The organism is Ruminococcus sp. RTP21484sp1_RTP21277st1_D2_RTP21277_210401 (genome assembly GCF_040924225.1).
In the GTDB taxonomy this organism is placed as follows: Bacteria; Bacillota; Clostridia; order Lachnospirales; family Lachnospiraceae; genus Blautia_A; species Blautia_A faecis.
In genome coordinates this window covers 115036-136357 of record NZ_JBCOMJ010000005.1, presented here as the reverse complement: position 1 = coordinate 136357, position 21322 = coordinate 115036, and the positions used below count along the sequence as shown (strand labels likewise).

Here is a 21322-nt window from a genome sequence, read left to right as displayed (position 1 = left end):
GCCTCCAGGATTCTCCGCCTGACAATTCCAAAATGCCTGCACGCTGCGCAGACATTTTGAACATGCTAGAGCGTGTTTGAAAAATCATTCCCGCAAATTGTGACGCACATCTTGCAGAAAGCCTTTTTCAAACACGCTCTAAAACCTTATTAAAAAGGACTGGCAAATCGCCAGTCCTTTTTATTATAAGTTCGTATATACTCTGTCGGGGTTACCTTCTCAACCGGAACAGCCCGTCAAGAAACTATATACTAACGGCCTGCAAGATAATCGTTCAGCTGCTGGATTAAAACATCAGCATCAATTCCGTGTACCATAGCAGCCTCCTCCAGAGATTCCATCTGTGCGGATGGGCATCCTACACATCCCATACCGGATGCCATAAGAATACCAGCCATATTAGGATCTAACTGAAGAAGCTGACCAATCAGCATATCTTTTGTCACCTGTGCCATGATCTGTTTCCTCCTTTTTTATATCGAGTTACTGTTCATACCTGACCAGCAACTGCTTCTCTCGTAAAAAATTCCCTGCCATTACATCAAAACCGGCAGTAACTCTCCACGTTCCACTATTATAATACCAAATACACATTTGCGCAACCGTCACAATTCTAAAATTTTGTTTATAATTTTGTACTTGATATCCTTTGACATATATATTAGAATAGACTCATATCCCAGAAAGGGTTTCTGTTCACTCTGTGAACAGTAATCATAAGGGAACTAAAGAGATTAAAGGAGGATATAACAATGGCATATGTAATTTCTGACGAGTGCGTAAGCTGTGGAACATGCGAGAGCGAGTGCCCAGCAGGTGCTATTTCTCAGGGAGATGATCATTACGTAATCGATGCAGATTCCTGCATGGACTGCGGAACTTGTGCTGATGCCTGTCCTACAGGCGCTATCAGCGAGGGTTGATTTTCCCACATAAGTGATGATAGCATGAAGGGGAGCTTCCTATGGAGCTCCCCTTTTTCAAACACATTCTACACTCCGTTTTTCTTTTTTCCCTTCTTCTCCGAAGATGCAGCTGCTTCTCTTCTTGCCATCTGCTGTCTCCTGATGGCTGCATCCAGAGTGCGCCACCTGTCTTCTCCTTCTTTTTGGGCATGAAGCTCCTGAGTAATCAGACGTTCTAATATCTCCTGAAACTCCAGAATCTTTTTATCTGGCTCCGCTTTAAAATTCTGAACATTCTCCAGCAGTTCTTCCCGAAGTGTATCTCTTGTTTCATTCTCGTCTTTTTCTATACTCTCAGATTCCAGTAAATGTATTTTATCCTTTTCTTCCGGCACGATTACTTCCATTCCTTCTTTTTTGGTAAGCTTTGGAAGAAGATCATGTATCGCCCGAAGCTGCAAGCCTCTGTTCTTTAGTTCTTTAATGTTCAAAAACAGTTGAATATCATCCTGGGTGTAGCAGCGATGCCCCAGCTCATTTCTGCGAATAGGAAGGGAAAGTTCATCCTCCCAATAACGAAGGACATATGATTTCACCCCTGTCAGCTTCACAGTCTCAGCCACGGTATAGCATTTTTCCATACTACCCCTCCTCATGAAATTGTTGCTGTCCACAAAACGAATCAGTCTGGCTGCCAGACAGCATCTGCATGAACAATAGCATAATTCACTGTTTTTATTATAACAAAAGGACTTTCAAATGCAAGAAAAAAAGGTCGACATAACATGCCGGCCTTTTCGAAGAAATACCATAATCAATCAGCATTTCCTTATTTTTTCATATTTACAAACTGTGTATACTGAGGCAGCCATACCAGCTCAACGGTACCAATAGGACCGTTTCTCTGTTTCGCTATAATGATCTCAGCAATTCCCTTTTTCTCCGTATCCTTATGATAATAATCATCACGGTAGATAAACATTACCATATCAGCATCCTGCTCAATAGCTCCCGACTCTCGCAGGTCAGAAAGCATAGGTCTGTGATCCGGGCGCTGCTCTACAGCTCGACTGAGCTGTGAAAGTGCAATGACCGGAACGCTGATCTCACGGGCAAGTGCTTTCAGTGAACGTGAAATATCGGAAATTTCCTGCTGTCTGGAATCAGAATGTCCGCTTCCACTCATCAGCTGAAGATAATCAATCATAATAATTCCAAGATTGTGCTCTAATTTGTATTTTCGGCACTTGGAACGCAGCTCGGAAATGGAAATACCGGGGGTATCATCAATAATAAGATTAGAGCGTCCGATAATATCTGCACCCTCCACCAGCTTGGTCCAATCCTCGTCTTTCAGATTACCAGTTCTCATATTCTGGGAATCCACATGAGATTCCATGGCAAGGAGACGGTTTACAAGCTGCTCCTTGGACATCTCCAGACTGAATATCGCTACCGTAACGTCCTTACGAAATGCCATATACTGGGCAATATTAAGAACGAAAGCAGTTTTTCCCATAGACGGACGGGCTGCGATCAGCACCAGGTCTGAAGCATGCATTCCGGAGGTCTTGTAATCCAGATCCACGAAACCGGTAGGAATACCAGTTACCGTTCCCTTCATCTTGGAAGCTTTCTCAATATTGTTCACCGCATTCAAAACCACCTGCTGGATAGGCACAAACTCATCACTGGAGCGTCTCTGAAGAACATTAAACAATTTCTTCTCCGCTTCCTCCAGGATCATTTGTGTGCCTTCTTTCTCCATATAGCAGGCATTTTCCACTTCCTCATTCACTTTGATCAGTCTTCGAAGGACAGCCTTTTCGCTGACAATATTGGCATAATACTTTACGTTGGCAGAAGTGGGAACTGCAGAAATCAGATCTCTTACATATTCCATACTGCTGATATCTGGTGGAAGTTCCTTCTCTTTCAGACGGTTCTGAAGAGTGATCAGATCCACCGGCTTTCCTTCATTACATAACTCCACCATGGCATCAAAAATAATACCATACTGGCTCTGGTAAAAGTCATCACTTGTAAGAATCTCTGATGCTACCAGAATGGCATCACGGTCCAGGATCATGGAACCAATAACGGACTGTTCCGCTTCAATGCTGTGAGGAAGTATCCTCTTGATCAATGCTTCTTCCATTTCGTAAAAAACATCCTCTCCTGCAGCTTTATGCATTACTGTTTACACTTCTTCACAGTAGCCCTTATGCCTCTTCCTTTACCCATACTTTCAGGCTTCCGGTTACCTTAGGATGAAGCTTAACCGGTACATTTGTTACGCCAAGATTGCGGATCGGGTTTGGAAGTACCAGTTTCTTTTTCTCTATATCGAGATTCAGCTGTTTCTTGGCAGCTTCTGAAATTTCTTTTGTGGAAACAGAGCCAAATGTTCTTCCGCCCTCTCCCACTTTAAGAGTAAGAATAACCTCTTTATCTTCAAGATTCTTGGCAAAAGCTCTGGCAGCTTCTAAATTCTCCTGGGCAACTTTCTCTTCATTTGCCTTCTGAAGCTTCAGATCATTTAAGTTCTTTGGAGTTGCCTCAAGTCCAAGCTTCTTCGGCAGGATCATGTTTCTTGCATATCCGTCACTGACGTTTACAATCTCTCCCTTTTTTCCAAGGGCTTTTACATCTTCCAGTAAAATTACTTTCATTCTTTGAATTCTCCTTCCTGGTATAACTGATCTATAATATCTTTGATCATTTTCTCTGTCTCATCTTCCGTAGCCTTCACCTGGGCTCCGGCAATGTTCAGATGACCTCCGCCGCCCATTCTCTCCATCATAACCTGCACATTGACCTCATCAATGGCACGGGCACTTACATACACCTCATTATTATATGGAGTAAGAACAAAAGAAGCCTTCACACCTGCAATATTCAGAAGCTCATTTGCGGCCTGGGCTCCTACTACTGTAGGACTTTCCAACCCCTCGCTGGGGCATCTTCCTATTGCAAAACAATTTCTGTAAATCTGGGCAGTGCGGACAACTTCCGCTCTTGCTTTATATGCATCAATGTTATCCCGAAGCATTTTGCGGACTCTTGTAATATCTGCGCCATTTCTCCGAAGATAAGCAGCTGCTTCGAAAGTACGCACGCCGGAGCGTGTAGTAAAATTATTGGTATCAATTACCATACCTGCATACAGACAATCCGCCTCCAGGCTGCGAAGACGCAGATCCTCGTCAAAATACTGAAGGATCTCGGCAACCATCTCACATGTGGAGGATGCATATGGCTCCACATAGGAAAGTACTGCGTTCTGTATCACTTCACTGCCTCTTCTGTGATGATCCAGCACCACGATCGTCCTGGTCAGATAAAGAAGATCCTGACACTCTGTATAACTTGGTTTGTTTGTGTCCACCACAACCACAACTGTATTATTATCCACAAGATCCTTTGCCTGGGCACAATCTACAAACATGGAAGGCTCATAATCCGGATTATTGATATACCCCGCCATCAACGGACGGATGGATGTGGTCGGATCATTTACTACAATATAGACTGGCTTGCCAAGGGTCTTTCCTGCGCGATAAATACCGATTGCAGCCCCAAGGGCATCTACGTCTGTGATCTTATGTCCCATAACCACAACACGATCCTTGGTGCTCATAAACTCTTTCAGAGCCTGTGCCTTCACTCGGGCCTTTACGCGGGTATTTTTCTCCACCTGCTGGGATTTTCCGCCAAAATAGGCGATAGAATCTCCATTCTTAATTACTACCTGGTCACCGCCGCGTCCAAGAGCCATCTCAATGGCAATACGGCAATATTCATAATTCTGCAGATAGTTTGCGCCGTTCAGACCAATACCGATACTTAGGGTGACTGCCATTTCATTACCAATATTGACCGTCTTAACTTCATCCAGAATATGAAAACGCTGTTCTTTCAATGCTTCCAGGGAACTCTGACGCATGATCAGGAAGTATTTATCCCGCTCCAGCTTGCGTACAAGTCCGTCAAAATTGGAAAAATACTTGGTGATTTTCCTGTCGATCAGTGCGATCAGAAGGGATCTTCTGACTTCTTCCACACCTTCCAGAGCTTCTTCATAATTGTCCAGATATGCCAGAGCAACTACCAGCTTATCATCCTCATTCTTCTGAATATATTCCTGAAGCTCTGTCTCATCATAGAAAAACATTGCCACAAGATTAATGTCTGCATCCACATTTTCCAGAATACGGGCTTCATTTACCACATCTTTCATAGTAACCAGCTGCATGGAAACACGATAGATCCTGTCACCAAAGTTGGTGCTCATCTCTGTGATCTCCTGTTTCTCAGGTACAGGAAGTTTATCCGGTGTGATCTCCGGAAAAATAGTGGTAATGTGCTTGTTATACAGCTGTTCTTTCCCGGTAAGCTCTGCAAACACCTTGTTAGACCAGATCATTCTTCCATTGGTGTCCATAATGGCATAGGGAAGAGCCAGATCATCCAGAAGACGCTTCTCAAGAGATTCATACTGATTGGCAAACGCGATCAGATCATTGAGAATCAGCGGCCTATAAAAGCGGGTAAGCAGAAGTGCTGCCACAATATATACCACAATTCCAAGTGTAGCAAGAATTCCTGCTTTCACACTTATCATAAAAATAAGAATATCCAGCCATATAAGAAGAATGGTCAGATACAGTGGCCACCTCATGAACTGCTTCATGGATCCCTTGAATTTCAGTTTTTTATTCATAAGTTTATCCTCACTTACAAATCTTCAGGTACCTTTTACATAGTGACAGGCAAAATACGCCTTTGCCAGATAGTATAACAGATTTCTAAGGATTTTTCCATAGAAGATTAGACAGAAAAACCGCCATCCTTCCGGATGGCGGTAAACACTTCCAAATTAGTCCTGGATGTATGGCATCATAGCAAGATGACGTGCTCTCTTAACAGCAACAGTCAGAGCTCTCTGATGTTTCGCGCAGTTTCCTGTGATTCTTCTAGGAAGGATTTTTCCTCTCTCGGAAACATATTTTCTTAATTTTGCTACATCCTTGTAATCGATCTCGTTATTCTCTTTACCACAGAATACGCAAACTTTTTTTCTTCTGCGGCCGCCTCTTCTCTTCATTGGAGAATCTGGTCTTTCGCTTCTATTATTGTAAGCCATGTTGGTTTTCCTCCTGTTTTATTCAGTTCTAAGAGCTAAGCTCTAGTTAAATGGCAATTCCTCGTCAATGCCATCCGGAATGTTCATAAAGCCCTCTGCAGCGGTTCCCGGGTTCGGCATAGATGCCTCCGGTGCACTTGTGCGCGGATGGGAAGCAGCATAACTGTCGCTGGAAGCCTTGCTCTCAGCAAACTCCTGATCTTCCACAACAACCTCTGTAGTGTAAACCTTCTGTCCATCACGGTTGGTATAGCTTCCGGTCTGAATACGACCTGTAACGGCAATCTTCAGTCCCTGACGGAAATACTTCTCAGCAAACTCTGCCGTACGTCCAAAAGAAACACACTGAATGAAATCAGCACTTGCTTCTCCGTCGCGACGGAATCTTCTGTCTACCGCTAATGTGTATCTGGCAATTGCCAGTGCATTCTCTCCTGCGGAATATCTTACCTCAGGATCTCTTGTTAAGCGTCCCATTAAAATTACTTTGTTCATTCTTCTTACCTCTCTTAATATACTAAGTGAACGGGCTCTTAATGGTGCTTTCTAAATCCGATTATGCAAAAAGATTATGCGTCTTTTCTGACAACTAAGTATCTTAATACGTTGTCCATGATACGTACATGTCTTTCTACTTCTGCCGGACACTGTGCGTCTGCCTCAAACTGAATAAAGTAGTAGAAGCCTTCATGCATTTTCTGAATCTCGTAAGCTAATTTCTTCTTACCCCATTCTTCAACGTCTGTGATAACGCCATTGTAACGAGTGATGTATCCTTTAGCTTTCTCAACTACTGCATCACGTACTTCGTCTTCAACTTTTGCGCTAACAACTAATGCTAACTCGTACTTGTTCATGCTTGTCTTACCTCCTTATGGTCTGTTGGCCCTTTGCCTGTCAAAGAGCAAGGATATTTTATATATCACGATTTTTGATTCTAACATACTTTTTTCAGGCTGTAAAGCATTATTTTTCCTTTTTTTGAAGATTTTTTGTGTTTTTCTCCACCATCTTCCGCGGTACCATGATCTGGTGTCCACAGCCCATACATTTCAGGCGAAAATCTGCACCTACTCTTAAGATTTCCCATTCCTTGCTGCCGCATGGATGGCCCTTCTTCAATGTAACAATATCTCCAACTTCATAAACAACTGCTGCCATATATAAACTCCTTATTTACCTGCTTCATTTCTGCTTTAGAACCTTTTTCAAGCACACTATTTTTTAACTTTTATCTGGGAAAACACCTGTCCGATAGGCTCCTTGATCAAAAGATCTGCATACCGGTCTCTTGGCGTCGGGGACTTGTTGATCACTACCAGATGTTCTCCGGAAAAGTAATCGATCAATCCTGCCGCGGGATAAACTGCCAGGGACGTCCCTCCTATAATAAGAACCTGCGCCTGGGAAATAGCACGCACAGACTCATTGATGGTGCGGTCATTCAGTCCTTCTTCATAAAGAACCACATCCGGCTTGATAATTCCACCGCAGGAACATCTTGGAACACCTTCCGCAGCTTTCATATATTTGAAGTCATAGGATTTTCCGCATTTCATACAGTAATTCCGATATACACTTCCGTGAAGCTCCAGTACATGTTTACTGCCTGCCATCTGATGCAGATTATCAATATTCTGGGTGATAACTGCTTGCAGCTTTCCGGCTTCTTCCAGCTCCGCCAGCTTCAGATGAGCAGCATTCGGCTTCGCTGTATCGCATAGCATCTTGTCCTGATAAAAACGATAAAATTCCTCCGGATGACCCATGAAAAAGGTATGGCTTAAAATAGTTTCCGGCGGATAATCATACTTCTGATTATAAAGTCCGTCCTGGCTTCGAAAATCCGGGATCCCGCTCTCCGTAGAAACTCCTGCTCCTCCGAAAAATACAATATTATCGTACTGGTCGATCAGCTCCTGAAGTCTTTCCACTTCCTTACTCATGTCCATTCCTCCAATCATTATACGGTACACATTTTACAGTAATATGCTTTCCGATACCTCTCTCAAAGTTTCTCTAACACCCTGCTGAAATCCCCCGACCTTTATGGGTCTGCATGCTTTTTCAAAAAGATCTGGTTCTAATTATCACCTGTCTGCTTCGTGCTGTCTGATTTCTTCACAACATCCAAAGTATCCACTCTTTTTCCCTGAACCACATAACGGGTAGACTCATTACCGGTACATGTGGAAAGAGTAACGATCTTGTCGTCTACGCCCAGCTCACCTGGTGTAGTCTTAACATCAGAATAGGAGACTATTTTATTCATATAATCCACAAACTCCTGTCCAGGTCCCTTAAACAGTGTATATGTATCACTGTTTACCGCTGTGGTATACGCAGAAATAATCTCATACCGGTAAGTCTTCTCCGGGGTAAAGATCCAGAAATATTTGCTCTTATTGTAAGCAGAATCATCCTTGCTGAAATTCTTCAGCTGTCCAAACATAGTTCCATTCTTCATATTGTGACCATATACCAGCGTATTGCAGTCACTGAAATCTGCCTTATTCTCATAATCAATGAAAATAGTTCCGGCAAAATTATAATTCTTCTCATAGGTCAGATGAAGATACTGGTCATTGTCAGTTCCCTTTACCACCGGATAGCTGACACCATCAAGAGCCTCCACATAGATCCAGCCGATCACATCTGTATTAATGCTTCGAAGAGAATCAAAATCAATATCCAGCGGGGCCTTCAGAGTCGGTCCGTCTGGTCCTGCTGCTTCCTCACTTTCACTGGTACTGTCCTGATCCGGATCACGCTCTGTCACCGCCATCTGAGCAATCGCATTATACTCATCTGAGCCTTTCTTATACTCTGTATAAATGTGATAAAGATTATATGCCGCATAACAGAATACACAGATTGCAGCGATCAGTACAATTGTGAGAAATATATCACCTGCTTTTTTCTTTTTTTTGGGTTTCTTATCTTCGCTCATAGCAACCTCCTTCTACCAATATTATTTACATAATCTGAAGTTTCGCATATATAAAACTTTTAAAATCTCTCTATATTATATAGGCTATAAAATTTTCCTGCAACCTCTGTCTTAGGATTGCGGCGCGAGATCATGCAAAGCATGATTTCGTGCTCAGAGTATTATACACGTCATACCTTCAGCATCAGTAATTCCTACATTCTTCACTTATTCTTCCAGCAAATCCCTACACTCTTTCCGCATCTCATTTTCTTTTTTGCTGTAAAGCAAAAGTTCACAATGTTTAAAATAAGAAGGACAGCCATACTGAGAGATGAAAATACTGCATCTGTCCTCTCCTGTCAGACCGGTTTCAAACAACAGCAATTCCTGCCCTTCCCCAAAGCATTCTTCCAGAAAAGAAAAGGCTTGTTCCAGCATCTTCTTCGTTTCCTCAAGTTTCTCGTTTCGTAATCTGCAAACATTGCCAAACCTTTCGCCGATTTGTTCTATTCCTTCTGCCACGTCAGAAATATGCAGCTCTTTCAACTGGAAAAAATACTCTTCCAGAATTCTGATCTGTTCCTCTTCCCTGGCAGCTTCTTCTGCTGTCAGAAGCTCTGAACAGATTTTCGCATCCAATGCATTTCTTCTGGAAACAATAAACTGTTCCATAGCTTCTACGCTGTTCTTTTCCTGCAAAAAAACCTTAAGCAATTTAAGATTTCCGTATAATTTTTCTGTCTTTTCGTCTGTTTTCTGAAAGGATGAAATTCTTTCTGTCACAGCTTCAAGAAGCATTTCAGTTACAGTAAAGCGTTCTTCAAAAGATGCCTTTTTCCCCATATCGCAACAAGTCTTCAGCTGCCTGGAAGTTACATTTCCATCAAGAATTTCCTGTATCTGATAATCAGATTTATACTTCTCATACAGTCTGTAATAACCGGCAAAATCTCTTGCAATTTCCTCTTTTTGAAGAAATTCTCCAATCAATTCCTCTCCAATTTCAACCTGCAGTTCCTCATAACTTTTCAGGATTTCAGAAAGATCCTCCCAACCTCTGGCGGTCACAAAAAACTTGCCATCTACTGTATTTTCTACCATATAAAAATTCTCTTTTTTAAGGGAAAGATAGGACAAAATTGCGCCATGTATGCCCTTTTCTCCCGCATATTCCAGCCATATATCTGTATCTGCCTGTATGGAAATCTTTCTTACACGATCCAGCGTAACAATGTCAAATTCCCGGACAGATTTGTTGTATGCAGGTGGATTGCCAGCTGCTACAATAATCCATCCCTGCGGTACCTTATGGGTTCCAAAGGTCTTGTTCTGCAAAAACTGCAGCATAGCCGGAGCCAGCGTCTCTGACACGCAATTGATCTCATCTATAAAAAGGATTCCCTCCTTTTTTCCCGTTTGTTCCATGTACTCATACACAGAAGCAATAATTTCACTCATGGTGTATTCTGTTATATCAATTTCCGTACCACCGTAATTCCTGGTGACAATTTTGGGAAGTCCCACTGCACTCTGACGAGTATGATGCGTGATGGTGTAAGCCACCAAGCCCACCTTACATTCGGCTGCAACCTGCTCCATAACAGCAGTTTTTCCGATTCCCGGCGGACCGATCAGAAGGATTGGACGCTGCCGTACCAGAGGATAAGTATAAACTCCATTCCCGTCCTTTTTTAAATAAGCAGCAAGGGTATGGATAATCTCATTTTTTGCGTCTTTGATATTCATATTTTTGTCCTTTCGCCAATAACCAGTTTATAAGCCCAGTCCGGCACAAGTCTCATATTTTCCGTCTTTTTCACAAATACAAAGGCCGTTTCATAATCCGGTTTCTGTCTCGGATAAATCCCATCTCCGTCAGTAAAATAGATCAAAGCCTTCAGATTCCGCAATTCCCGCTTCTCCTGTTCCTTTCTGATCAGTTCAAAAACAGGCCTGAAATCGGTTCCGCCTCGTCCTTGTATGGTTATCTTCTGCATATATTCTTTCCACTCTTCCTCTGAATGGATCACCTGGTACCACTGAATACAACAGTCACATTGGACAATATATACTTTCATTTTCTTAAAAAAATTCTCCCTGGTACTGAGGATCTGGTAAGTCTCTCCAAGAAATCTCCGGACCAGCTCCTTTGAACAGGAACCAGAAGTATCAATGGCGATCACCAATTCCTCCAGACGATTCACTTCTTTGTATTCCAACGGCTCGATCAGCGGCAGATTTCCATATTGCTCCATTCCAAAATTATAAAAAATATAATCAAAGCTATCCTCATCCAATTGGATTTCTTCCCTGGGAAAAGCAAATTTTCGGAGAAATTTCCGATAATCATATCGGCTTTTGTACAGTTCTTCCAATTCCTCTTCTTTACTTCCAGGACTTGCTCCGATCCGATGCTTCTGCCGCTCCCTTCCAAGGGTGGTATATGTAAGAATCTTTTCCCACCTGCTCCGTTTTTGTTCCCTTTTCCATGGATTTACACTCCACAGGGAATGATCATCAAAGGAAAAAAGAGATTCCAGCTCTTCAATATTAAAAGGGAGTTTTTCCTGTTTCAGAAGCTGATAAAGTACCTGTGCAGAGCAATTTCTGCCCTCTATAAATTCAAAAATCTGTCTTCTTTTTTGCAGTTCTTCTGACGGATACTGCCATAAATTTTCCGGAATATTCTGCCAGATCAGAAGCTCCACAACCAGATCACAAGCCACATTCCACAATCTTTCTTCCATCTTTTTGTCAGAAAAAGGATGCTGGTAAAGGCAGTGAAACAACATGTGCAGACAGCCTCTTTTCAGCCTTTCTGGATTCTCTGCCCACGTATAGATCAGAAATACAGGGTCTGCTATTATCCTCTCACCGTCAGTTCCAATTCCATGGTTCCAGGACTGCAAATAGCTCTCATTTCCCATGCTGCGCGGAAACATGTTTGTCTCCACGACCGCCGAAAGGGCTGCTGATGCATAAGAAAAAAATGGAAATCTTGCACAGATTTCACTCCTGCAGATATGCAGGATTTTCATTCCCATTTCCTGGTATTGCCTTTTTTTCTTTATGAAACTGCCTGTATTTTCAGACATTTTTCTTTCTTTATTATCCTGCATAGTTCCGCTTTCTTTCCTGCTAAAGGTCAAATTTTTTCTCTTTATATCCGTATTTCTGATCCTTTAACCTCATCAGCCACACCAGGCTCTCCAGCTTTCGCTCTCTTCTGGCAGTATAGATAAAATTCTCCAGTTCTTCTGCTCCAAACCAGCCAAAACTCTTCAAGAGCTCCATTTTCCCCACATTCTCTTCCCGGATCAAAGCTTCCATAGCAGGGCGGATTCTTCGCTTCAGATACTGGCCATAGGCAGTTTTTTTCTCTTCTTCGCACTCATTTGTTAAAAAAAATCCTTCCAATGCGCAGGCAAGCCGAATCCGCTCCTGTCCTGTTGTCTGGAATTTTTCATACCGCATATCACGCTCTTTTTCCATATATAATCCCAGCTTTCTTGCAGTTTCCCTGCTTCTTATTATAATCCATCCTGCCTTTTCCCACAATCGTATTTTTCTCATTTGCCACATACGCTCTCTCCTGTTATAATAAAAATACCAAAGCGTTTTTTTTGAAAAATCATTCCAGCAAGATATGCGTCACAATTTGCGGTATATTTTGCAGAAAACCTTTTTCAAACAGGCGCTAAGAACAACAGGAGGTTTCATTAAAATGGAAAAAAAGAACTTGATCGTCGGACAGTCCGGCGGACCTACTGCAGTTATCAACAGCAGCCTTTATGGTGTAGTTTCTGAGGGCATAAAACAGGAAGAAATCGAACATGTTTATGGCATGATAAACGGTATTGAAGGATTTCTGAAGGGCACCATCCTTGACTTTGAAGAAGCACTTCCCGGGGAAAAGCTGAAATATCTTACCTACACCCCAGGCGCTTACCTGGGCTCCTGCCGCTATAAGCTTCCTGAATCTCTGGAAGATCCGGTATACCCAGAGCTTTTCCGCAAATTTGAGGAGATGAATATCGGCTGGTTTTTCTACATCGGAGGCAACGATTCCATGGATACTGTGAGCAAGCTTTCCCGCTACGCAGCCATGATTGGCAGTGACATCCGCATTATCGGAGAGCCGAAGACCATTGACAATGATCTTGTGCATACTGACCACACTCCTGGCTTCGGCAGTGCTGCCAGATATGTGGCTTCCACAGTTCGTGAAATCACCCTGGATGCCAATGTTTATGAGAAAAAATCCGTGACCATCGTAGAGATCATGGGACGTCATGCCGGATGGCTTACAGCAGCCAGTGCCCTCGCCCGCAAATATACCGGCGATAACCCGCTTCTTATTTATCTTCCGGAAACAGCCTTCGATACAGAAGAATTTTTGAAAAAAACTGAAGCCTGCTTCGAAAAAAACTGCAATGTTGTTGTCTGCGTTTCCGAAGGCATTCATGATAATAAGGGAACTTTTATCTGCGAATATGACAATTCCGTAGGCACTGATACTTTTGGTCATAAAATGCTGGCCGGCTGCGGCAAATATCTGGAAAACCTGGTGCGAAGCCGACTCGGCGTGAAAGCCCGCTCCATTGAACTGAATGTAAGCCAGCGCTGCAGTGCCTCCATGCTCTCTGACACGGACCGCCAGGAGGCCATTACAGCCGGTATTTTCGGCGTTCAAGCTGCGCTGAAAGGCGAAACTGGAAAAATGGTATCTTTCATCCGTCAGGAGACCTCTGAGGGCGTTTACCAGATGAGATGTGGACTTGAGGATGTCAATGAAATCTGTAATGAGGAGAAAACCGTTCCCCTTTCCTGGATCAGCCAGGACGGTTCTGACGTGACAGAGGATTTCATCCATTATGCACGTCCACTGATTCAGGGAAATGTAGAACTGCCTATGGGCGAAGACGGACTTCCTGTCTGCGTATACAGAAAATAACGTTATTGTTCACTCCGTCCACAGTAACAAAATACCCCCGCCGTTCTGAGTTCAGATCCTGCTGAGAATCTCCCTATACGGTATCATGATTTAAACAGGGCGAAACATATTCTACATGTTTTTCTTGTGGCTCACGAAAAAAAGAAGAACTCCTTTCTCTATAAGATCAGTTAGAGCGTGTTTGAAAAAGGCTCTAGATACCTGATCTTACAGAACAAAGGAGTTCTTACTTTTTTCTTTATTTTTCACACAATCAGCAAAAATCCATGATTCCTTCTGCCTTATTTCTGATCATTTTCAAATATCTTATGATCTTCTTCCAGTTTCTCCTGAACCTGGCTGTCATAAATTTTCTCTTCTTTCTCCTCATCCCTTGACTTAGGCAGGATCAGGTTCAGACAGACTGCTATGATCGTTGCCAACACAACCGGAGATTTTCCGAAAATGGTAGTCACCCATGCAGGAAGTGTGGCAAGTGCTGCATTGGCCTGGGAAACACCCACACCAAGCGCTGCAGCCAGACCTACGATGGAAGAATTACGGTAATCCATCTCTGCAGAAGCTACCAGCTTCATACCGGTCATAGCAATAGATGCAAATACGGAAACTGTGGCACCACCCAATACGCACTGGGGAATCGTGGTCAGAAGTGCTGAAAATTTCGGCACAAATCCGGCAATTCCAAGGAAAGCAGCTGCCAGTCCCAGAACCCAGCGGTTGATAACCTTGGTCGTGGTAACAATACCAACGTTCTGGCTGTATGTTGCAGTTGGAAGTCCTCCAAACAGGGCTCCAAGAATATTGGTAATACCATAAGCTACAATACCACCCTGAAGCTCTGAATCCTTTGGCGTCCGGTTCATAGCACCGATAGTAGTTGCAGAGTAGTCACCAATTGCCTGAATTGAGTTAATTGCAAAAAGCAGTCCGATGGCTACACATGCAGAAATCTCAAAATGCACTCCGAAGTGCAACGGCTGTGGTACCTGGAACACACTTGCCTTACCCACGCTTGAAAGATCCACCATTCCGAATGGAATGGATACCACATATCCGGCCAGCATACCAATCAGAATAGAAGAAAGCTTCCAGATTCCTTTTCCAAAGTGGTTCAGGACTGTTACCACTGCAAGGGTAAAGAAAGCCACCAGCCAGTTCTGCCAGGAGCCATAATCCGGATTAGAGGTTCCACCAGCCATGTAGTTAATTGCAGTGGGATACAGGGAAAGTCCGATGGTAAATACCACTGTTCCTGTGATCAGAGGCGGAAAAAATACCCTGATCTTTTTTACCATAATTCCCATGATAACGGCAACAACACCGCCTACAATCTGGGCTCCCAAAATGGTGTCGATTCCATACCCGTCCGCAATGGCCTGCATACTTGGTACATATGCGAAGCTGACACCCATAATGATGGGAAGTCCTGAACCAATCCTGTACTTCTTCCCAATGGGAAAAAGCTGGAGTAAAGTAGACAGCGCAGCAACTACCAGAGCTGCCTGAATAAGAATGACCTGATCCTTATTCTCAAGCCCTGCTGCGCCTGCCACAATAATGGCAGGGGTGACACATCCCACGATCATTGCAACAACATGCTGCAAAGCAAGAGGAAGGGCTTCCTGTATCCGCGGGATACCATCCGTTTCAAAAATACTGCCTCTCTTCATAATATTTTCCTGCTTTCTTTTGTTTTATACAGTATACCAAATAAGGCGTACAAAAACAATTAGGTTGGCTCAAAATGTTTGGATGTAATATTCACAAAAAAGCCAGCCTTTTTTTGTAAACATTTATCTGTTTCGTTTTTTAATCTTATGCCAGTTCTTTTTTCATGGTTAAAATATTCTGTCCGTCAACGTATTCATAAGAAAGCTCATCCATGGTTTTCTTCACCAGGAAAATTCCAAGTCCGCCAATTTCTCTGTCTTCAATGTCCAGTGTAATGTCCGGATCTTTGCTTTCCAGTGGATTATAAGGGATTCCCTGGTCTATGAAGGTCAATGTGATTTTCGGCGGATTATCTTCCATTTCAATTTGTATCGTGGCATTTCCGCTGCCCTTCCCATAAGCATAATAAGCAATATTTCCAAATATCTCATCTATGGCAACATCCAGCTGCATCTGAACCTTCAACGGACAATCCTTTTCTTCCAGCACTTCATTTACAAATTCCGTGACTTTATCCACATTCTCTATCTTTGCTTCCACTGTAATACTTTTCAAATTTCACAGCTCCTTTCCCATACGCTACCAAGGCTTCTGTTTCCATCCTGCCAGACGACCATACCTTTTTTCCTGAACTATGTAAAAAAGAATCCTGCACTAAACACAGAATTCCTTTATTTACATGCGCGCTGAACCGGTTCCTCACATGGTAAGTTCTCTGCCCCCTAAAACCAGCCAGACCTGCAGCGCGTGTTACTCTATTGTTAAAACATCCGTAAACCCTGTAATCTCAAAGACTTCCTTTACCACTTCTCCCACATGGATCAGTTTCATACTTCCTTTTTTATTCATAACCTTCTGCAATTTCAAAAGCACACGCAGACCAGCAGATGAAATGTACTCCAGATCTGCAAAATCAAGCACCAGTTCCTGTGTATCTGCCAGTTCCTTCTCTGCAAAAACATCCAATTCAGGAGCTGTGGTTGTGTCCAGTCTTCCTGACAGCATTACAGTATCTTTTGTTCCTTCATTTTTCTTTTCAATCTTCAGGCTCATATTCTTCTCCTTTTAAATCAGATTATTTTCACAGCTTTTCTCTTATGTCCGTCCTAGAGCGTGTTTGAAAAAGGCTTTCTGCAAGATGTGCGTCACAATTTGTGGGAGATTTCGCTCGGATGAGGGCGCCGTAGCGGGCTACGGCAACCGAATTCGGGTGAAATATACCGCAAAGTGGGGCGTGCAGATTGCGGGAATGATTTTTCAAACACGTTCTAATCACTCTGATAAAACATTCTTCGTATATATTTCTCCATATTTTATGGATTTATTATACAAAGAATCAATATTTTGTGTCAAGTTTTATCAAGTTTTTTTATCACGCCAATAACTCAAATGTATGATAAAGATCCATTCTCCCAAATCCCCAGTCCCGATTTGGATACTGCATCCGTTCTTCACGCTCTGCCCCTCGTGTAATATAATTTTTCACACTCGAGCCGGTAAAATAGGGTTGATTCCCACGTATCACCGCCCATTCGAACAGAAGTGCAGCTGCACCGGCAGTCTGAGCGGCAGAAAGGCTGGTGCCGGAGGCATTTCCGTAAAGACCGTTTAACTGGGGTACCCGGATCTGGACGCCTGGGGCTGCTACCTGGGGAACTACATTTCCATCCGGCATAAAGCCTCTGCTTGCCTGGACATACAGGCTGTTGTCACGATACTGATAAGCAGTTACGGTAATACTCTCCAGCGAATCTCCAGGTGCCGTCACTGTATTATAAGGCGATGGTTCCAGAAAATAGGTCTCCTCCGAAATCAGCCCCTGAACCGGCAGCCACATGTGAAATCCTACATTCTGCCCATCCCTTCCTCTGACAAAAATACGCCAGATTCCAGGTGCCGGCTGGATAAATTGAAAATATACCAGCGTGTATCCGGTCTGCCGCTCAATAGAAACATAATTTACCTTCACCCTTGTTTCCACAAAGACAAAAGATAATTCCTGCGTCACCTCCCCCAGTGAAGCGCTGATATCCAGAATTTCCCCTGTAGGAGACTGCAAAGAAAGATTATAAATTTCCGGCGGTTCGCCCCAGAATTCCATGGTAAAACCAGGCTCCTTGTTTCCTACGCGAAGCTCCGCTAACGCCTGGTTTTCTCTGTCTGTAAGACGGCCTGCGTAATGATGTCTTGCCGCTCCCTCATTTCCAGCTGCAATGGAAACTGAGATCAGCGAATACTGGGAAATATAATCCACATAAAGACTCAGTGGATTTTTCCCGATATGTGCTCCCTGGCTGCTGCCAATTCCAAGGCACAGAGAAAGAGGCATTCTTCTGTCATTCGCAATGCGCACTGCAAAATCCATTCCCGTCATAATGTCATTTTCCTGGAAAAGCTCCGCTTCTGCAGGGAAAAGATAAAACTCCCGGAGATATTTTTTCGCAGGCTTCACTTTCACAATGATCAGCATAGCTTCTGGTGCGGCTCCAGAAAAATTCTCCTCAGGAAAATAATTTCCAGCCGCAATAGCAGCCATTCTGGTTCCATGGCCATCCGTATCCACAGAAGGCACAATTTCCAGAGGATTCCCGGAAGCCAGTGCCTGATCAATATCCTTTTTCCAGAAGACACGACCATAAGGCACTTCCTTCCCATCTCCCTCTAAGGTCTGATCCCAGATACAAAGGATTCTGCTGCCCATTTCGTTCTGAAAAACCGGATTCCGATAGTCAATTCCAGAATCCACAACCGCAACAGCTGTTCCGCTTCCTTTCAGCTGAAGGTAGGGCTGTTCCTGAAGCCGGGTAATTCCGGAAGCACTAAGGCTTCCAAGATCCATATGCGTATAACATTTTGGAATAAAACTGTAGGAATACGTATTGATATTCAACGTTCCAATTTCTGTCAAGGGTGCATAGACTACCCCGTAAATCCCGTTTATTTTCTGAAAACTAAAACCTGGGACATCGCCCAGGTCTTCCTGAAAATAGCCCATATATTTTACAATAAAATCCGCATACATCTCGTCCTGTGCCGGTGAAACTGACTCCTGCATACCCCAATTGCCCGCGTCTTTATTTTCCATAACTGCCCCTTAAAGCTTTTTTCATTTAAGAGTATGCTTTATTTTTCATTTCAATGACTTGAAGCGTGTTTTCTCTGTACCAACATCACAATTCCTGCCAAAAATGTAAAGACCGAAATAAACTGCGACGTAGAAAGCACTCCCACACTTCCTCTTGCCAGATCCCCGCGGAAAAACTCCAGCACAAATCTTCCTGCACTATAAAAAATCAGATATGCCGCCGCTGTCTCTCCATCTTTTTTCTGACTTCTCAAAATCAGGAGCAGCAAACCATAATGAAGAAAGTCAAGAATACTGGAATAAATCTGCGTAGGAACCAGCGCCACCCCATTTGGTGCAAAAGCAGACGTATGAAACGTAATGGAAAAAGCGTCGGACGTTTCTTTTCCGTAACAGCATCCTGCCAGCAGGCACCCAATTCTTCCAAATCCCTGTGCAAGCGCTACAGAAGGCATTAACGTATCAAAAAACTTCAGAAAATCCAGTTTTTTCACCCTGCAATATACATACGCCGTGAAAATTCCACCAACAATTCCACCAAATACCACAAAGCCATCGGTCAGAGTAGCACTCAGGAACCCCGGATTTTCCAGGATACTTTTCCATTCTGTAATCCAATACAGGATCTTGGCGCCCAGGAATCCTCCCACTACACACCATACCACCAGATAAAAAACGTGTTCATAGGGCAGTTTCCGCTTTTTTGCCCTGTATTCTCCGGTAAAATAAGCTGCCAGAATTCCAATGGCGATCATCAGTCCGTACCCATAGATCGTAAATGGACCAATCCGCAGAAGTTCATTTTTCATAAATTATTCTCTCCACTCAAAACCATTTTTTCCAGTACCTTAAAAGTTCCTTGTTTGCATGATCATTTTTAGGACTTTCCATACTCTTATCCGAATCACATTCCCCGCAGATATCCACCTGCAGGATTTTTCCATTCTCTTTTTCAAAATGAGAGCACAATGCCAGAAGTACTTTCAGCATCTCTTCTAAAGTCATATCCCCCTGGCTCCAGGTAGTGGCAGCTTCCTCCGGGCAGAGCACATCCTTATCAATAGAGACATACAGCGGTATATTTGCAGGAATTTCCAAGCTTCTGATCAATTCTTCCTCAGAACCTTTTTTCTCAGCCATATGCGACCTTGCCTCAGCCAGCCTCTCCCTAGACAAAAAATGTACCCTGCCCTTAAAGGGTTCTTCCACCTGCCCGTACGCTTCCTCATCCGGCCCGATCAGCCAGACCTCCTGAAGCTTTTCCACCTCTTCCAGTGCACTTGCGATCCACCCCCCGCAGGACAAAAGCCCTCCGAAAGCAGGAAGCTGCATGTCTGTATGATTGTCAAAAACCAGCAGGTTAAAGGGCTCTTTCACCCGCCCAGCCCCGATTCTGCTCATATAATGATAATTTCCGGAATCCATAAAATAAATTCCGGAAACCGGATATTTTTCCATTCGTTCCAGAATCTGCGCCTGGGCATCTCCATCGCAGTAACAGTTGGTTCCTGAAATATCACTCAGGTCTATCCAGGAAATCTGCTCTCCCTCATAGAACTGCTCTTCCTGGTAAATTCCAGAAAAATCCATGATCACAATGTTCCGCTTCAATCCTTCCATTCCTCCAGAATTTCCTCTTCTTCCGGCTTCTGACTTGCCTGTTCTTCCTGATCCGCCTGCTCTTCCTGATCTGTCTGCTCTTCCTGATCTGTCTGCTCTTCCTGATCCGCCTGCTCTTCCTGATCTGTCTGCTCTTCCTGAGCACCTGTATTTTCAGCACCAGATTCGGCTGTCTCAGTGTCAACCTTCTTCGCAGGTTCAAAACCTAAGTCCGGTGTTTCAGCATCTTTCACAGCCACATCAACATCTGTCACTTTGTCCTCTTTCTTTCCATCACCAGCTGATCCATCCTGAATCTCTTTTTTCAGCCCGTGTTTCAGAATCAGATAAAAAATAATATCCAGCACTCCGTTCGCTACAAAAATACATCCTGAAATCTGCACGGTCATCTTGATTTCAGAAAATGGATTTACAAGGATCAGCACTCCAAGTCCTATAAAAATCAGACTTTCAACCAGAAATGCCTTCCAAACGCCCTGCCCGCGCTTCTTCAGTTTCATACTGCCGCGCATCATCCAGATGCTGTCCACCAGAATAAAAGCTCCCAGCATAAGAGTCAGCAGTTTCACAACCACAGTTGGATTCATAAACAAAAAGATGCCGATCACCAACACGATCACACCGGAAAAAAGATCCAATATAGTAGAATTATCCTTTTCCAGAACAAAGATCAGAATGTGATAAACACCGGCTCCGATCAGAACCAGCCCAAATACCACCTTGCACAGAACGTTCACCGTTTCTACAGGCATCAATGCCAGACACAGTCCAAAAAGAATATAAAATACAGATGTTGGAATCTGTCCTCTTAAAATTTTGCTTTTCTTCTCTTCCATCATTTAACCTCCTGTTATCCTCCGGTTCTTTTTGGACAGTATAAACTATTTCGTGAAATTCGTCCACAAAAAGCCGGAAAAAGAGTATAATTTCCTATATAAAAAATCCATTTTTATACTTGAAGTTTTTCCCTGTGGTATTATAATGAATGTCGAAGGAAAATGAATTATGT

At 43.3% G+C, this 21322-nt stretch carries 25 protein-coding genes and 2 pseudogenes; 4 read left to right on the top strand and 23 right to left on the bottom strand.

Going from position 1 to position 21322, the window contains the following annotated elements; all coding sequences use genetic code 11:
* Positions 1-83 precede the first annotated feature (83 nt).
* A complete protein-coding gene (locus tag AB5706_RS05735; RefSeq protein WP_368365937.1) occupies positions 84-290 on the top strand; it encodes a DUF6783 domain-containing protein in 207 nt (68 codons plus the stop codon).
* On the opposite strand, the gene AB5706_RS05730 is transcribed toward AB5706_RS05735, so the two are convergent.
* Positions 252-455 carry a DUF1858 domain-containing protein gene (locus AB5706_RS05730; RefSeq protein ID WP_117851487.1) on the bottom strand — a complete coding sequence of 68 codons (204 nt, stop codon included), beginning with the start codon at positions 453-455 and terminating at the stop codon, positions 252-254. The genes AB5706_RS05735 and AB5706_RS05730 overlap by 39 nt on opposite strands.
* A gap of 297 nt (positions 456-752) precedes the next feature.
* Here AB5706_RS05730 and AB5706_RS05725 point away from each other — a divergent pair, with 297 nt between their 5' ends.
* Positions 753-923 (top strand): DUF362 domain-containing protein, encoded by a 171-nt coding sequence (locus tag AB5706_RS05725; protein WP_118583690.1) that lies wholly within the window; start codon positions 753-755, stop codon positions 921-923.
* Positions 924-991: 68 nt separating this feature from the next.
* Here the strand turns inward: AB5706_RS05725 and AB5706_RS05720 are convergent, their stop codons facing one another.
* The 14 genes and pseudogenes from AB5706_RS05720 to AB5706_RS05655 form a co-directional block, all read right to left on the bottom strand.
* Positions 992-1546: a MerR family transcriptional regulator gene (locus AB5706_RS05720; RefSeq protein ID WP_368365936.1), complete on the bottom strand. Its 555-nt coding sequence runs from the start codon at positions 1544-1546 to the stop codon at positions 992-994.
* A gap of 188 nt (positions 1547-1734) precedes the next feature.
* Positions 1735-3063 (bottom strand): replicative DNA helicase, encoded by a 1329-nt coding sequence (dnaB, locus tag AB5706_RS05715; RefSeq protein ID WP_118583698.1) that lies wholly within the window; start codon positions 3061-3063, stop codon positions 1735-1737.
* 64 nt (positions 3064-3127) lie between these two features.
* Positions 3128-3577, bottom strand: coding sequence for a 50S ribosomal protein L9 (rplI, locus tag AB5706_RS05710; RefSeq protein ID WP_118583688.1), 450 nt, complete (start codon positions 3575-3577; stop codon positions 3128-3130).
* Positions 3574-5628, bottom strand: coding sequence for a DHH family phosphoesterase (locus AB5706_RS05705; RefSeq protein ID WP_368365935.1), 2055 nt, complete (start codon positions 5626-5628; stop codon positions 3574-3576). Before AB5706_RS05705 ends, rplI begins: the two co-directional genes overlap by 4 nt.
* A 156-nt stretch (positions 5629-5784) precedes the next feature.
* Positions 5785-6051 carry a 30S ribosomal protein S18 gene (rpsR, locus tag AB5706_RS05700; RefSeq protein WP_118583682.1) on the bottom strand — a complete coding sequence of 89 codons (267 nt, stop codon included), beginning with the start codon at positions 6049-6051 and terminating at the stop codon, positions 5785-5787.
* Positions 6052-6093: 42 nt separating this feature from the next.
* The gene (locus AB5706_RS05695; RefSeq protein WP_118583680.1) at positions 6094-6546 is read right to left on the bottom strand and encodes a single-stranded DNA-binding protein; all 453 of its coding nucleotides are present in this window, start codon (positions 6544-6546) and stop codon (positions 6094-6096) included.
* 74 nt (positions 6547-6620) lie between these two features.
* Positions 6621-6908, bottom strand: a complete 288-nt coding sequence (gene rpsF, locus AB5706_RS05690) for a 30S ribosomal protein S6 (RefSeq protein ID WP_117851485.1) — start codon at positions 6906-6908, stop codon at positions 6621-6623.
* A 109-nt stretch (positions 6909-7017) separates the two neighbouring features.
* A complete protein-coding gene (locus AB5706_RS05685; protein ID WP_173715669.1) occupies positions 7018-7212 on the bottom strand; it encodes a DUF951 domain-containing protein in 195 nt (64 codons plus the stop codon).
* A gap of 56 nt (positions 7213-7268) precedes the next feature.
* Entirely contained in the window at positions 7269-7997 is a 729-nt protein-coding gene (locus AB5706_RS05680) for an NAD-dependent protein deacylase (protein ID WP_368365934.1), read from the bottom strand.
* Positions 7998-8134: 137 nt separating this feature from the next.
* Positions 8135-9001: a class B sortase gene (gene srtB / locus AB5706_RS05675; protein ID WP_368365933.1), complete on the bottom strand. Its 867-nt coding sequence runs from the start codon at positions 8999-9001 to the stop codon at positions 8135-8137.
* 207 nt (positions 9002-9208) lie between these two features.
* Positions 9209-10729 (bottom strand): ATP-binding protein, encoded by a 1521-nt coding sequence (locus AB5706_RS05670; protein WP_368365932.1) that lies wholly within the window; start codon positions 10727-10729, stop codon positions 9209-9211.
* The gene (locus AB5706_RS05665) at positions 10726-12021 is read right to left on the bottom strand and encodes a VWA-like domain-containing protein (protein ID WP_368365931.1); all 1296 of its coding nucleotides are present in this window, start codon (positions 12019-12021) and stop codon (positions 10726-10728) included. Before AB5706_RS05665 ends, AB5706_RS05670 begins: the two co-directional genes overlap by 4 nt.
* A gap of 100 nt (positions 12022-12121) precedes the next feature.
* Entirely contained in the window at positions 12122-12565 is a 444-nt protein-coding gene (locus tag AB5706_RS05660) for a hypothetical protein (protein ID WP_368365930.1), read from the bottom strand.
* Positions 12553-12660: pseudogene (locus AB5706_RS05655) on the bottom strand (DUF6783 domain-containing protein); the annotation flags it as partial. The pseudogene AB5706_RS05655 and the gene AB5706_RS05660, both read right to left, overlap by 13 nt.
* Before the next feature lie 47 nt (positions 12661-12707).
* Here AB5706_RS05655 and AB5706_RS05650 point away from each other — a divergent pair.
* Positions 12708-13937: a 6-phosphofructokinase gene (locus AB5706_RS05650; RefSeq protein WP_368365929.1), complete on the top strand. Its 1230-nt coding sequence runs from the start codon at positions 12708-12710 to the stop codon at positions 13935-13937.
* Between the two features lie 281 nt (positions 13938-14218).
* On the opposite strand, the gene AB5706_RS05645 is transcribed toward AB5706_RS05650, so the two are convergent.
* The 4 genes from AB5706_RS05645 to AB5706_RS05630 form a co-directional block, all read right to left on the bottom strand.
* Entirely contained in the window at positions 14219-15607 is a 1389-nt protein-coding gene (locus tag AB5706_RS05645) for a uracil-xanthine permease family protein (RefSeq protein WP_368365928.1), read from the bottom strand.
* Between the two features lie 145 nt (positions 15608-15752).
* Positions 15753-16163, bottom strand: coding sequence for an ATP-binding protein (locus tag AB5706_RS05640; protein ID WP_368365927.1), 411 nt, complete (start codon positions 16161-16163; stop codon positions 15753-15755).
* A 195-nt stretch (positions 16164-16358) separates the two neighbouring features.
* Positions 16359-16661, bottom strand: coding sequence for an STAS domain-containing protein (locus tag AB5706_RS05635; RefSeq protein WP_368365926.1), 303 nt, complete (start codon positions 16659-16661; stop codon positions 16359-16361).
* 28 nt (positions 16662-16689) lie between these two features.
* Entirely contained in the window at positions 16690-16869 is a 180-nt protein-coding gene (locus AB5706_RS05630) for a DUF6783 domain-containing protein (RefSeq protein ID WP_334301196.1), read from the bottom strand.
* Here AB5706_RS05630 and AB5706_RS05625 point away from each other — a divergent pair.
* A pseudogene (locus tag AB5706_RS05625) lies at positions 16786-16992 on the top strand (DUF6783 domain-containing protein); the annotation flags it as partial. The gene AB5706_RS05630 and the pseudogene AB5706_RS05625 sit on opposite strands and share 84 nt — an antisense overlap.
* Here the strand turns inward: AB5706_RS05625 and AB5706_RS05620 are convergent.
* From AB5706_RS05620 to AB5706_RS05605, 4 genes are read right to left on the bottom strand one after another with little or no spacing between them, the layout of a single operon-like run.
* Positions 16981-18693: a S8 family peptidase gene (locus AB5706_RS05620; RefSeq protein ID WP_368365925.1), complete on the bottom strand. Its 1713-nt coding sequence runs from the start codon at positions 18691-18693 to the stop codon at positions 16981-16983. The pseudogene AB5706_RS05625 and the gene AB5706_RS05620 overlap by 12 nt on opposite strands.
* A gap of 50 nt (positions 18694-18743) precedes the next feature.
* Positions 18744-19502, bottom strand: coding sequence for a prolipoprotein diacylglyceryl transferase (locus AB5706_RS05615; RefSeq protein WP_368365924.1), 759 nt, complete (start codon positions 19500-19502; stop codon positions 18744-18746).
* Positions 19503-19518: 16 nt separating this feature from the next.
* Entirely contained in the window at positions 19519-20313 is a 795-nt protein-coding gene (locus AB5706_RS05610) for an arginase family protein (RefSeq protein ID WP_368365923.1), read from the bottom strand.
* Positions 20301-21152 carry an HdeD family acid-resistance protein gene (locus AB5706_RS05605; RefSeq protein ID WP_368365922.1) on the bottom strand — a complete coding sequence of 284 codons (852 nt, stop codon included), beginning with the start codon at positions 21150-21152 and terminating at the stop codon, positions 20301-20303. The genes AB5706_RS05610 and AB5706_RS05605 overlap by 13 nt, the downstream gene beginning before the upstream one ends.
* Positions 21153-21322: the final 170 nt, after the last annotated feature.